A 13,489-nucleotide genomic window follows, 5' to 3' on the forward strand; every position below is an offset into this window, starting at 1 on the left:
TGCAAAAATTCTTTAGGGGACAACAACCCGCCTCGACCAGCCGTGCTGGCCGAGGGGGAAACGGTCAGCCTGGATCAGGCGACCGGAACGCGCCAGTCATCGGAACCCGAAGTACCGGATACTTCGTGGGTCCAGGTGATTTTGCGGTAGGTGAATTGCACTTCTTCCAGGTGAGTGAAGTGCGAGTTCGACGGGTCCTGGCAGTTGTGCATTTTGTTGTTGATGGCGACGATGATCGCGTCTTCCAGTTTGGTGGTGTAGTAGTGCTCTTGGGTCCCTTGAGCCGAGGTGCGGTACCACTGGATAACGATTTCGCTCATGCGCTCGCCGGAGGTCAGAGCCGCCTGCAGCAGTGGCGAAGCCTTGTCGTACACCTTGGTGATCACGACTGGCTTGTGGACGCGCTGACCGGTCGGTTGGCCGGACTGCGGGTCACGCGGGATGATCACGTCGTGGCTGAAAGCCTGAACCATGACCTGGTCTTCGTGACCTTCCTGGTAGGTGTTGCCAACCGAGTCGGCGGTGAATGCGCCGGCAGTGATCAGACCTTGTTTCTCGCCAGTGACGGACATGTACGCTGGTGTTGCCATGGGAGGCTCTCCTTGCTCAAAAGACAGGACCGGACGGCGTGATTGCCTGCCCAGGTGTCGGCGGTGAGATCAAAATCCATACCAGCCATCATCTAGCCATTACGCATCAAGGGTTTGCGCGACATTCGCCGAATTTCTCTTCAACTTTTTCTGTAGGAAATAACGCCAAGTGCGCAAGAAGTTGCGCAGTACTGCGCAACTTCTTGCGCACTTGGCTGTAAGCCTCTAATGGCGTGGTCTGTAGCGACTTATCAGGCAGATTTTGGCAGTTGACTGCGCAACTTTTTGCGCACATTCGCAAAATGTCACCACTTCACGTTTGCCCTGTTCATGAGTGACTAAATTCAAGGCAAATGTCGGCTGTCTAATATGACCGCAAGGTCAAGCAGCACGGTAAGGCTGCAGCACTCCCGTAAAACAGGAGTACCACATTAGCTGTGACAAAGCCGCCAAATAATACGCAGTCGACAGTTCAAAAATACTTATGAACGACGACCAGGTTGGAATCCATGACTACTCGCATTCCATACGGCCAGTAGACTCAGGACTGCAAGAACGAATAGAGCCCAAGGGAAAGAGCCAGGACCTGCATACTGAAGTAACACGCCCCCTAGAAGCCCGCCGCCGGCGACCGCGAGATTAAACACGGTGACCAACATTGATTGTGCGACATCAGTCCCCTCACCCGCATTATCCGCGATAGCCGTCTGTAACAGCGTTGGCGCCCCACCAAAGGTCAGCCCCCACAAGGCGATACCCACCAGAGTGATAGTTGAGCTGCCATTGGCGATGCCAATGATTAATGCAGCCACGGCAAACAGCGCAAGACTAAGAATAGTCAGAGTCCTGAGTGAGCGATCTACAAACACCCCGGTTATCCAGATTCCCAGGACGGAAGACGCACCAAACAAAAACAACACCAAATCAACATACTCGGCGAGGCCGACAGACGCCAGGTAAGGCGCGATATAGGTGTAGAGAATGTTGTGGGCCAAGATCCAGGCGAATATCACGAAGAGCACTGACCGGATACCCGGAGTAAGAAAAATGGCTCGAATGGATTGACGCTTTGAAGACGACTGGCCTGGGAAATCCGGAACACAGGATCTGACCCAAATCAACAGAGCAAATGAGAGCCCTGACATTATCCAAAATACACCCCTCCAATCCGAAAGGCCGCCCAACCAGGTCCCCAAGGGAACGCCAATCGACAGAGCAATGGGTTGGCCCACACCGACAATGGCCAACGCTCGCCCCTGAAGATGGTTAGGTACCATACGTCTGGCATAGCCAGCCAGCAGTCCCCAAATAAGACCCGCGGCCATCCCCGCGATAAAACGCGAGACAAGTATCACGACGAAATTGGAAGAAAGCGCCGTAATCGAGTTGAAAACCAGCAAGCCAAAAATAGCCAGAAGAAACAGTGGTCTCCTCCGCCAGCTGCGGGTGGCCGCAACGATAGGGATCGCCGCTAAAACCGAACCCAAGGCATAAAGGGTTACCAACTGACCGGCAAACGCTTCTGAAACTCCGAGGCTCAACCCAATCTGAGGTAACAGGCCCGCCGGCATTGTTTCAGTCATGATGGCAATGAAACCCGCTAACGTAAACGCCAGCAGCTTCCAAATGGGAATACGCTCGCTATAGTCGATATCGGAAATCGGTCGACTGGAAAAGCTATTATCCTGAGCTGTCATAATACATTCACCGCTTTAATAATTTGGGACTTTGCAAAGTAGATGTGCACGCTGCAGGATCTCGGGCTCATAAACCTCCGCGTGCCATCCAAGGGGGTCAATAGGCTCGAGCGCTATTGATATTACATTTGCACTGCACGAAAAAATCGACTCCAGTAACTGCGAAACACTTTCGTTGATCTGTCGCTTCTGCTCTTCAGAAATGTCGTTACGAAAATACTTAATATTGACATGGGGCATGACGGCACCCTCTACAAAGAAATTGAAGCTTTAGGTGCCACCGCTTCAAGCTGCATCATTCTTGATGCAATCGCATCAACCAGGTTATTTACTCCTGCCTCCTTTAGAATTTCATAGTGATCAAAACCAAGTTCAAACACCTGATGAGTTGCTGTGAGACCGCCTAAAGAGGCCTCAAGGAACGAGTAATCATCACCAATCGCCTTGAAAATTGAAATCGGGGCAATGATCGTGTGTTCAGTCAGCTCCTTGAATGTGTATTTAAACTCATAGGTCAACTCAACAATTTTTACGATCCTTTCAATAACACTCGACTCTAAGCTTGGGTACCGAGCGGCCACAAACTCGATGAAGTCTTCATTCGTCGTCACCGACGACAAGCACTGAGCAAGTTCAGGATCTGAGATAGAACTGGAAAAAACAGAATAGAGAATTGTCAAATAATCCCGATTAAGTCTGTTTGTCGAGTGCACCGATACAGAATTTTCTGATTTCCGTGCTTCAGGTGAACCTGGAGCAATCAAAAACAAATTATCAACAATGTCCCCTGCCTGCTCGAGTTGATACGCAACCTCAAAGGAGACTCGCGCACCAAAAGAGTACCCCCACAGCGTATACGGACCTTGTTTTTGATGTTCCTTGATTAGTTTAATATCTTGCGCCGCCATCGCTTTGATCGTTGAATAGGGAACCTCCCCTTCATTGATACCCAGTGCCTGCACAGCAAAAAACGGCCTGTTCAAACCGTTACTTGTTGCAAGCAAGCGCAAATTCATTGGATATCCGCCAAGTCCTGGCCAGCAATAAATTGGCGCACCGGTTGATTCAACATTCAATTTAATTAAACGAGAAATTTGCTGTGTTTTCCTTTCCTCAAGAAGCATGGCAAGTGATTCAACCGTTGCAGCTGAGAAAATGGTTTGCAGAGGCAGCGAAGCTTTCAAAGCTTTATTGATCTTGTTGATTAACACAACAGCAAGCAGCGAGTTCCCGCCCACTTCAAAAAAATCATCGGTTACTGACAATGACTCACAACTCATAACATCTTGCCATATCCGCGCAACTTCTTTCTCCATGACAGAGCGGGGCAAGATATATGCTCTTTTTACGCGCTGCCCCTCAACGAGAGATTTAAGCAGCTGAATATTAACTTTCCCATTGGAGGACAGAGGTAATTTATCAAGTACAATAATTTTATTGGGAATCATGTACTCAGGCAAAAAACTGATCAAATCCTGCTTTATTATTTCCGCTGGCCCTTTTGAATGCACAGCATCTTCTTTCATCCCTTCACTACGAATCTGCTCTTCACTGACTCGACCAGCCAGGGCAAAATACGAAGGGCCAGAGCCGAAATCTGCATCTTTCAAGATCGCGTTCAATCTCTTGGCGGTCAGCAAATCATTTCCGGTCTTGCTGCTGTATCCAGAGGACATCAACCCGATATTAATTCCATTTTGCTGTAGTTGTTGAAGTCTTCTACCGAGGTCAATATAGTTGCTCCAACCGTCGAAGGTTTTACTGACAATTGAGATACCGAAACTTGAGTTTTCATACGTCCGCTGATTAATTGCAATCACATGCTTTTTCAATATCAAATCAGAGGAAATCTTCAAGAACTCACCGTTTGAATATCGATACTGACCTTCGTTAAGATCCATTACTTTACCTGCATGGGCCTGGACCAGTAACTCTACCGCCCCACCCAAACGTCTATCCGCCGAAGGCACGACATCGTAACTGCCGATATAAAAATTATCACTTGTACAATCCAAAAACATCCTGACATTAGGCGTAAAATGTCCAATTCCAATACCTAATCCATAAGCGGGCAAAACACAGTCGAGCAATCCGAGTATGTGCCCTGCTTCCATATCCAGAACTTCAATTACATTATTCTTGTAGACCGCTTCGATGGCTGACTTTTTGCCCATAAAGTGGATGGTTAATCCGTGAGTGCGCCCTCCCTCGATCGGTTGAATTAAAACGAGCTCATGGTCAACCGGTGAAAAATAGTAGTAACCTGAAATAATGCCTGCGACATTGTGAATTTCGAGATAAAGCTGCGTCGCATAAAGAGCACCTGGCGACGCATAAGCATACTTCGGTAACAAACGCTCCTGGCTTGTAAAGGGGCCGAGCGTTCGAAGTATTTCTCCGAGCGTGCTAATGGAAACTTCGCTGATACTTGTCGACTCTGTTGCGATGATGCGGTGCTCCAGCAATTCTAAAATATCTTTTTTACAGATCGCTTCGCCTTCGAAAAAACGGTATGTTTTCCGAGCAAACGCTTGCTTCCTTTGTTGCTTTGAAGCCATTTTATGAGGAAGAACGATGACCGGTTTCCCTGCATTTTCCGCATCGCTTCGCAACCCAAGGTTGCTCAGTTGTGCCTTGACCTGGACTCGACCCTCCTTCGATTGATGATGAGCACCATGGTTTCCTTGATCCATCAGCGTTGCCTCACGTGGATTCAACTCTAAACACGCGATTAGAGTCTGAACACCCGTGTGTGAATCACTATCAATAATAGCGGCAGCGCTTTTTACCCAATCATGATTCTCAATGGCCACACGAATTTCGTCCAACTCAATACGATAACCCCGTAGTTTTACTTGGTTATCGACGCGACCAACGAATTGAACACTGCGATCCCTATTCCAGCTTGCGAGGTCGCCAGTTCGATAAAGTCGAATCTTTTGTTTGGCGTCGCCTACCGATAAATTTATAAATTTTTCGGCCGTCTGCTCCGGCTTATTCAAATAGCCACGGGCGACCTGCAGACCACCAATATACAACTCACCGACCCTGCCAACTTCTGTATTCGGGACAACTTCATGACCATCGACAATATAATAACTAGTGTTACTAACTGGAAAACCGATGGAGATTACCTTAGGGCCATCTAAAACCATCTGGTTATCGACCGTGACGGCCGACGCATTGATCGTGCACTCAGTAGGGCCGTAAAGATTTATCAGGCTGCACCCCGGCATCACCTCGAGGCAGCTTTTCGCAAGCTTTCGCGTGAGTGCTTCACCGCCACTAAAAATCTGCGAAAGAGTTGTACACGCTACGAATTCTGGCTCATCAATCAGTGCCTGTAATAATGTAGGAACGCACTGAATAGTGCTGACTTTGAATTGTTGTATGGTTTCTATCATCGCGCAGGGATCGCGATAGATACCTGACTTGCCCATCACTATTTTGGAACCCAGTGCGACAGAGAGAATTTCCCATTGCGCAGCGTCAAAGCTCATGGGTGTTTTGCGCAAGATCGTTTTCTTACTATCAATTTTGTATTCTTTATTCAACCACAGCAACTGGTTAAGAATGCTACGATGCTCAATCTCAACGCCTTTCGGTTTTCCGGTTGTACCCGACGTGTAAATAACATAGGCGAGGCAGCTACCTACCAGCCTTTTAGTCCGCGCATTTGAGGAGTCGGCCTCAAAATTTGATTTCAGCTTGACGTCGTTCAGCGTGACAATGATCACGTCAGAAAGAGCCAGCTCCTTCAGCTTTTTGACTAAATGAACCTGGGTAAAAATCACTTTGATCTTCGAGTCCTCAATCATATAACGGACTCGTTCATCGGGATATTCTGGAGCCAACGGCAGATAGGCACACCCGGCGCGGAGAATCCCCCATGTACCAATCATCATATCCATTGAGGGCTCAGCATAAATGCCGATACATTCATTTACTCGAACACCGAAACTTACAAACTCATCAGAAAGCAACTTGCTTTTTACTTCCAGCTCTGAATAGGTCAAAGCTCCTTCCTCTCCAGTCACCGCTACAACTTCTGGAGACTCCGAGCATTGATGTAGAAACAAATCCACCAGTGTCAAGTCACTACCATCTGAAAATTTTTTGTACTTTTCTTTATCGGACGTCTGTTTCCCTACAGTGATTGAATCTGCGACCTTCATTTGATTCCTTTCCTTTATTTTAGTATTTGAAAAATCGGCACAGCAAAGCTAGACACATCATTAACATGATCGCCAAGTCAGATATTTCATTCGAACATTAGTCGGCGACTAGCAGTCGTCGCACCGATTTTCATGACGCAGAGTTCCGAAACGAAAGCTTCAGAACTGTTTAAATATTTATTAGTGATTTTCTAGAAGAGACCCAAATCCGCTGAAAGAGTCTACTAGGCCACTCTGTCTCAGCGCATGCCAATAGAGCACAACATTATTGGAGATGACTGGTTTATTTAACCAAGCCTCAGCAATCGCAGCCGCACGAGCCATTGCGACATTTGTACCTACCTGGACAATGGCTTCCACATCAGCGCTATCAACTTCCTTGATAGTCTGAAATATTTTCTCTTGGGAGATGTGCGATATCTGGGCTGGGCTGTAGGCTCCAAGCCCCTGAATTGCAACGACCTCATAACCATTATCCGTAAAGAACTTGCTGACAGTATTATCACCCACTGGCAGGTACGGGGTTATTACCGCGATACGCTTGATATTGCCAAAGGCTCTAAATGCCGCTTGATAGGCATCCGGACTGGTCGTTACGGGTACACCTCCGGTCATGGTCAAAAATGAATCCATTACACGTTCATGGCTCCCGGGGCCATCCCAATAACTCTCGGGTGAAACACCAATAATCACCCTGTCTGGCTTGCACGTGAGCAAGCTATGAATAGCATCCCCTGTGGACGTTCGGATATTGTTCAAGACACTATTGAAACCAGCTTGCTTGTCCATCAACTGGTCTTGAATCAGCATCCTGCTTGCATGATTGGTAACTCCCTGCACCCTGAGAGAGTCTGTTTCTGGCTGCATGGAAGTGTTAGTTGAAGGGAGTACAATCCCTACTTTCAGGCGAAATCCAAGTGCATCAAACATAATTTATCTCAAAGCCGATGGTATTAGCATCGGCCTATATAGTTCGTGGGGTCTACACAGTACTGCTGCTATTATTTAGCAAGGTACGAAGCGGCCATGTCCTTGTCGCCATGACCGGCTTGCAGAGCGCGGTTGAAACGATTGAGCCCGGCCGCTACAGCATCTACTTTTACGCCAGCCTCCTTGGCTGCCTCAACGACCAGCTCAGCGTCTTTGACAGCGTTCGCCACCGAGAAGCTAACGGTGTAATCGCCGGACAGAATCGACGCCGCCTTCAGCTGAAAATACATGCTGTCCATAGGACCGCCTTTCACAACATCAACCACTAGAGCAGGATCAACGCCTAGCGCCTCCGCGATAGACAAACTTTCTGCAATGCCGTGAGTGAGGGCGAAAGCCCAGCTATTAAGGGCCAATTTCAACTTGCTGCTAACACCGCTTTGCTCAGAAACCCACAAGGTGCGTTTGCCGATCGCATCGAAGATTGGTTGAATCGCTTCACGTTGCGACAGACTGCCGGATGCAATGATAATCAGTTGCCCTTGTTCGGCAGGTCCACGAGTGCCTTGAACCGGTGCGTCATAGAACTCGAGACCATGTTGCTCGGCAAATGCAGTCAGTTCTTCATTCGCTTTGACACCTACGGTGCTCAACTGAAGCCAAACTGTACCTTTTGCAAGGCCTGGCAGCGCGGCTTTCATCGCCTCAAGTACTGCTGGACCGTCTTTCAACACAGTCAGGACAATACTTGCACCACGTACCGCATCTTCTGCTTTTTCAAACACTTCGACGCCCGAAACCGAAAGAGCTGTTGCTTTCTCATAAGTACGGTTCCACGCATTTACGTTGAATGCATTTTTTTGGAGGTTACGCGCTACCGCAGCCCCGATAATGCCAGTCCCAAGTACCGCAACCGTTTTGGATTGAGCGGATGCTTGCGAAAAGTTAGTCATTTTATATCCCTATCGATCGTTAGCTTAAGTTTATCAATCAGTACAGCAAAGGCGCTTTAGCAATAGATATGCTCAGCGCCCGTTTACATCCCATTAACACGTTTGTCTAAAACAGCCTGCATTCTGGAACGATCGGTACAATACTAGGCAAAAAAAATCTACTCACCTAGCCACTGCAAAATCTTTGCTCTCAAAGAGCGCTTATTGCGACATCAACAATATCTTCCAGTCTTTCCGCGCGTTCTTCTTGTTCACTCCCTTTGCCGAGCACCCTAATACCCTGAATGGTACTGACAAAAAATCTGGCGAGGGCGCCCGGTTTTTTTTCTGCTGATATTTCACCGCTCTCCTGGCCTCGTTTTATCAACTCCTTGAGGGCACGCTCCATACGGGTAAAGTTTTGGGCGACCAAATTTGCTATGTCTTGGTCATGCCTTGCCAACTCCAACGAGGCATTGGCGACCATGCATCCCAGACTCTCTTTATCATTGAGTTCTTCCGAAACAATCTTCATCAGCAATTTGCGCACGATATCTCGTACCAACCCTTCCTCGGATAAAATCGAGATGTTTGGCGCAGTGAGTTGGTAATAACGACGTAGCGCAAACTCGTAGAGACCCAGTTTGCTACCGAACGCATTGTAGAGACTTCCGCGTCCAAGCCCTGTTCCTTCTACAAGATGCTGAATGCTTGCCCCGCTATACCCTCGCAACCAAAAAACACGCATAGCCGCTTCGGCTATGGCATCTGAGTCAAACTCCTTGGGTCTCATAGGGTTGCGCGCTCTGGAATGATCGTTCCAAATAATTTAAAGCTTCTATTTCAGATAGTCAACACCCGATTCCCACCTTGAAATCCGGGCTCCTGCCGTCCACCCCAGACAGCGCGATGGTTCAAGGAACAATCTTCACAGCAAAAAAACTCAGTGGACCTCCGCAAGTTTTTTTCATCTCTGGGGATTGTTTCGAAATTTCTTGCAACAAGGTTTGAAATCGTGCAGCGTAAAAAAAGCTCAGGCCTTGAGTTAATGCTGTTCACTTGATTTTTACTAAAGCTCATTCAACTCTCACGCTTACTCCGTACAGTTGCGTCCTCGATACTGTAAATCGAGCGGCTAGCTGACGTTAAAAACCTATCAGCAAAGGATTTATATATGAATATGGACATCGTGCGCACCGGCCTTGAAACTGCGGCGTATTCAGAGACTGTGACTATCCCGGCCACATCCTCTCTTACGTACGTCAGCGGTATTCTGGCGGATATTTCTGATATTGAAGCACCTCCAGGCACAGTATCGTCCTACGGCGACACAAAAACACAGACCCTTTCGGTGTTCAATAAAATCAATAAAATCCTGCAAGGGCGCAATTTGTCCATGGCGGATATTATTCAAATTCGAGTCTTTCTTGTGGGAACCGTAGAGTTGGAGGGAAAACTCGATTTCTCAGGCTTCCAGCAGGGTTACAATATGTTTTTCGGGTCTTCAGATCAGCCAAACAAGCCAACTCGAACCGCTGTTCAGGTTGTCGCCCTGCCGCTACCAGGTACATTAGTAGAGGTTGATGTTATTGCTGTTGGCAGTTGAGGACCAAGAGAGCATCTCAAAACTTTTTGTTGTTGTTATACATGGCCGATTCACCCCTTTGTATATCGACGCTCTGGTAACACCCAAGACGAGACGCAGTTGTAACTAGGGTGCAGTTTTAGAAAGATTTTACCCGCCGGCCTGTGAGGCCATCGCCTCACCGGCTCGCTGAATATTGCTCAAGATATTATTCGCCCCGACCTGGATTTCGACCGGATCGTCGGCGCCTCCTTTGGCTGGGCTGTTCTTGTCCTCACTACGTAACGATCTGTGCAAACTCAATCGCATCAGATTTTTCAGCCCCCCCTATCAGAGTCGAAAGCCGCCCTCCACGACCGGCCACTTCACGCCCTGAGGAAGTCAGCCGCGACAGGCAGAAAACGGCCCAGAGTGTGTAAAAACGCCTGCCACTCTCTCGCCGCCGACTTCAGGCGGAGCAGAATGCCAAGCTATCAAGATCAATCTCGGCGTAGCTCCCCAAATCGCCCTTGTAAAGAGAGATCCTGGACACTCCTAGCTCGGATTGTAAGAACTCAACAAGCTTTCTAAGGCTACCGTTTTTAGACATCGTTTGAAGGTACCATTCCAGCCGATACTGGCCGGCCGGCTTACCACCCCGCGATCTTGCTGAAGATCTACATCTACGGCTATCTCAACCGCATTCAGTCGAGCCGATGTTTGGAGCGAGAAGCCCAACGCAACGTTGAGCTGATGTGGTTGACCGGGCGTTTGGTGCCGGACTTCAAGACCATCGCCAACTTCCGAAAAGACAACAGTAAGGCGATCCGAGGCGTCTGTCGCCAGTTCGTTATGCTGTGTCAGCAGTTGGGACTGTTTGGAGAACATCTGGTCGCCATCGATGGCAGCAAATTCAAGGCTGTCAACAACCGCGACCGCAATTTCACCAGCGCCAAACTGAAGCGGCGAATGGAAGAAATTGAATCGAGCATCAACCGTTACCTGACTGCACTCGATGCTGCCGATCGGCAAGAACCCACATCCTTCGAGCCTGGCGCTGTGCGGCTGGAAGAGAAAATTGCCAAGCTCAAAACTCAAATGAAGGCGCTTCAGGCGATCGAAATTCAGCTCAGCGAATCGCCGGATAAACAGGTCCCACTGACCGATCCAGACAGCCGTTCCATGATGACGCGCGGCACGGGAATCGTCGGCTACAACGTGCAGACAGCGGTCGATACGCTGCACCATTTGATCGTTGCGCATGAGGTGACCAACGTCGGTTCCGACCGCGATCAACTCAGCTCAATGGCAAAGCAGGCCCGCGAGGCGATGGCGTCAGATACGTTGTCGGTAGTGGCTGACCGAGCTTACTTCAAAAGCGAACAAATCCTGGCTTGTCACAATGCAGGCACCACCGCCTATGTGCCCAAGCCGATGACCTCTGGAGCCGAGGCTGACGGGGATCGATAGAGCTACGCGGCTCTTCGCTTCGCTTGAGGCCGGATCAGGTGTGCGGCGTTAATCGACTGCACTTTGGCCTCGAGTTGTTCTTGGGCGAGACGCCAATAGAAAAGATCAGCACCTTCGGGACAAGCATCCTTTTCCCACAACGCATAAGCTCTTTCCCGGATTTTCGATTCTTCAATCATTGGACTTCCCTGTGATCGAGCTGCTGAAATGTTATGTGAATGCTGAACAACGTGCCCAAAGGCTGACGGTTACACTGCTTCGCCACGGTTTGTACAACAAACCCAATTAAAGCAGGTGATCTCTCTTTAGCAATGATCACCGTCGGCCGACTGGAGCTGGCGATCTCGGCAGCCCGAGAAACTAACGCGTGCGAATGGCGCAGCTAATGGTAGTGAGCCTCCCCACTTTCACTGCGCCTAGGGGCCTATTTTTTGGCTCCTGATATCAGCCCCAGCTAGACTGAACTATCGACGCCAGGCATCTGGTTTGACGCAATGCCGGACATTTGCTCGAAAGGAGATTCTCCTATGCCGCGCCCCGTCGACTCGCATGAGCTGCTCGACCCACGGCCCGTGCGCCTGCCGACCCCTACCCTGCAACGCGCTTGGCAACAAGCGCTACTAGGCATAGATCGGGCCACGAACACGCTGGTGATCCTTCATCATGTATCAACCGCCCAAGGCTTTGTCTGGGCCGTGCAGATTAGCAATCTGGTGACTGATGACGAGGCCCGGGAGATGAACGCGGCAATCAGTCACGCCGAGCGCGCCGCCTTCCTGTGCCTTGCGGGAGGCGGGCATCCTGACGACACCGGATTGACGTAAAGCGACTGCTCGTCGCCTCCCCCTCGCCGGATCGTCACGCCTACATTACTGTGCATACAACCAGTATCCGTACAGCGATCCCATCACATGAATTTCGACCAGGCTAAAGCGCTGAGACTTCAGCAGTGGCGCCGCGAGCACGCTTGCCGACCGTACGCGATCCTCCTACGACGGGAAGATCTACCGCGATGCCACTGGAGCGAACCTTGTGTCCACTCCATCCGGGGCTGTGGCGAGAATCATCGGGCGTACCTTGAACGCCTTTCCCAGTATCGGGGCATTCACGACTTCGTCGCGGCACTCAGCATCCCCAACGCCCTAATCAACTATACCGGCCGGAGCAAATTCGCAAGTTGCATCGTCGACGTCCGCGCAGCACACAATCCGGACACCGTCGCTTGTGGCGATAGTGTCCGCCTACGCGGACTCAAATACCCTTATCGGCCAGGCTCGGAAGGTGTGTTCGCCGGCCCCTTACGTTGCTGTTGATTCAACGGTGGAGTGACAGGCACGTTGTTCTGTTCCGTAGAGACAATGTTTCATGCAAAGTGTGGATGTTGGAGAGGCTATGACTGAGCAGGTGAGACAGGATCTAGCTTTTCGGGATTGGGCAGATGACTTGGCCGGACGCATACAGAGCAGAATCTGTAGGGGCTAAGAGAAATGCTGCCTAAACCAGCGACTTTTGAATTTGATGATCAAATGTATCTAGAAAATCGTGCATGCTGATTTCTCCGAGATCTACAGCTTTAGCGCCGCCGGCCGCAATAAAGGTGACATCAGTGATACCCAGGACGTTCAGGATCAGTTTCAAATACTGGGTCGCAATGTCACGGTCGCTAATCGGCGAGCCGCTGGTGTATACCCCGCCCGAGGCGAGCAGCACGGTTGCCTTTTTACCGGTCACCAGCCCTTTACCATCGAAGCCCAAGGTCAGGCCTTTACGTACCACGTGATCCACCCACGCCTTGAGCGCCGCAGGGACGTTGTAATTGTAGACCGGCGTTGAAATAACCAGGTGATCGGTTTCCAGCAACTCGGCCGCAAGCTCATCGGATAGCTGCAACACGGCTTTCATTTCAGGCGAATGTTGGGTTTCTGGGGTGAAGTAAGCCTGTAACCAGGGGGCCGACACGAACGTAAGTGGAGTGTCCGTTAGATCCCGTATTTTGATGGCGCCCCTAGGGTGTGCAGCTTCCCACGCGGCCACAAATCGGCGAGTGAGCTGCCGGGAGATTGAAGCATCCGCACGTGGGCTGGTTTCAATGGTGAGAAGCCTGGACATGAAAGTAACTCCTGCGCGGTGA

Annotated in this window: 11 protein-coding genes and 1 pseudogene; 3 read left to right on the forward strand and 9 right to left on the reverse strand. The window is 49.8% G+C overall.

Annotated features, from left to right (window positions below; genetic code table 11):
* Positions 1-74: 74 nt before the first annotated feature.
* From ACMXYI_RS24780 to ACMXYI_RS24810, 7 genes are all read right to left on the reverse strand, one after another.
* A complete protein-coding gene (locus ACMXYI_RS24780; protein WP_008153825.1) occupies positions 75-590 on the reverse strand; it encodes an Hcp family type VI secretion system effector in 516 nt (171 codons plus the stop codon).
* 482 nt (positions 591-1,072) lie between these two features.
* On the reverse strand, positions 1,073-2,287 hold the full coding sequence (locus ACMXYI_RS24785; RefSeq protein ID WP_415769496.1) for an MFS transporter: 1,215 nt from the start codon (positions 2,285-2,287) through the stop codon (positions 1,073-1,075).
* Between the two features lie 15 nt (positions 2,288-2,302).
* A complete protein-coding gene (locus tag ACMXYI_RS24790) occupies positions 2,303-2,527 on the reverse strand; it encodes a tautomerase family protein (RefSeq protein ID WP_415769497.1) in 225 nt (74 codons plus the stop codon).
* Positions 2,528-2,538: 11 nt separating this feature from the next.
* Positions 2,539-6,462 carry an amino acid adenylation domain-containing protein gene (locus ACMXYI_RS24795; RefSeq protein WP_415769498.1) on the reverse strand — a complete coding sequence of 1,308 codons (3,924 nt, stop codon included), beginning with the start codon at positions 6,460-6,462 and terminating at the stop codon, positions 2,539-2,541.
* Positions 6,463-6,642: 180 nt separating this feature from the next.
* Positions 6,643-7,392 carry a maleate cis-trans isomerase family protein gene (locus tag ACMXYI_RS24800; protein ID WP_415769499.1) on the reverse strand — a complete coding sequence of 250 codons (750 nt, stop codon included), beginning with the start codon at positions 7,390-7,392 and terminating at the stop codon, positions 6,643-6,645.
* 71 nt (positions 7,393-7,463) lie between these two features.
* Positions 7,464-8,345, reverse strand: a complete 882-nt coding sequence (locus ACMXYI_RS24805; RefSeq protein WP_415769500.1) for an NAD(P)-dependent oxidoreductase — start codon at positions 8,343-8,345, stop codon at positions 7,464-7,466.
* Between the two features lie 190 nt (positions 8,346-8,535).
* Complete coding sequence (locus ACMXYI_RS24810; RefSeq protein WP_415769501.1) at positions 8,536-9,117, reverse strand: TetR/AcrR family transcriptional regulator; 582 nt, start codon at positions 9,115-9,117, stop codon at positions 8,536-8,538.
* Positions 9,118-9,498: 381 nt separating this feature from the next.
* Between ACMXYI_RS24810 and ACMXYI_RS24815 the strand changes: the two genes are divergently transcribed.
* Together ACMXYI_RS24815 and ACMXYI_RS24820 are read left to right on the forward strand one after the other, a co-directional pair.
* The gene (locus tag ACMXYI_RS24815; RefSeq protein WP_415769502.1) at positions 9,499-9,930 is read left to right on the forward strand and encodes a RidA family protein; all 432 of its coding nucleotides are present in this window, start codon (positions 9,499-9,501) and stop codon (positions 9,928-9,930) included.
* A gap of 570 nt (positions 9,931-10,500) precedes the next feature.
* A pseudogene (locus ACMXYI_RS24820) lies at positions 10,501-11,349 on the forward strand (transposase); the annotation flags it as partial.
* Between the two features lie 11 nt (positions 11,350-11,360).
* On the opposite strand, the gene ACMXYI_RS24825 reads toward ACMXYI_RS24820, so the two are convergent.
* Positions 11,361-11,537, reverse strand: a complete 177-nt coding sequence (locus ACMXYI_RS24825) for a DUF2934 domain-containing protein (RefSeq protein WP_415769503.1) — start codon at positions 11,535-11,537, stop codon at positions 11,361-11,363.
* Positions 11,538-11,885: 348 nt separating this feature from the next.
* Here ACMXYI_RS24825 and ACMXYI_RS24830 point away from each other — a divergent pair, with 348 nt between their 5' ends.
* Positions 11,886-12,182 carry a hypothetical protein gene (locus tag ACMXYI_RS24830; RefSeq protein ID WP_415769504.1) on the forward strand — a complete coding sequence of 99 codons (297 nt, stop codon included), beginning with the start codon at positions 11,886-11,888 and terminating at the stop codon, positions 12,180-12,182.
* Positions 12,183-12,852: 670 nt separating this feature from the next.
* Here ACMXYI_RS24830 and ACMXYI_RS24835 read toward each other — a convergent pair.
* A complete protein-coding gene (locus ACMXYI_RS24835) occupies positions 12,853-13,467 on the reverse strand; it encodes an FMN-dependent NADH-azoreductase (RefSeq protein WP_415769505.1) in 615 nt (204 codons plus the stop codon).
* Positions 13,468-13,489 lie beyond the last annotated feature (22 nt).

The sequence above is a fragment of the Pseudomonas lyxosi genome, assembly GCF_047758685.1.
In the GTDB taxonomy this organism is placed as follows: Bacteria; Pseudomonadota; Gammaproteobacteria; order Pseudomonadales; family Pseudomonadaceae; genus Aquipseudomonas; species Aquipseudomonas lyxosi.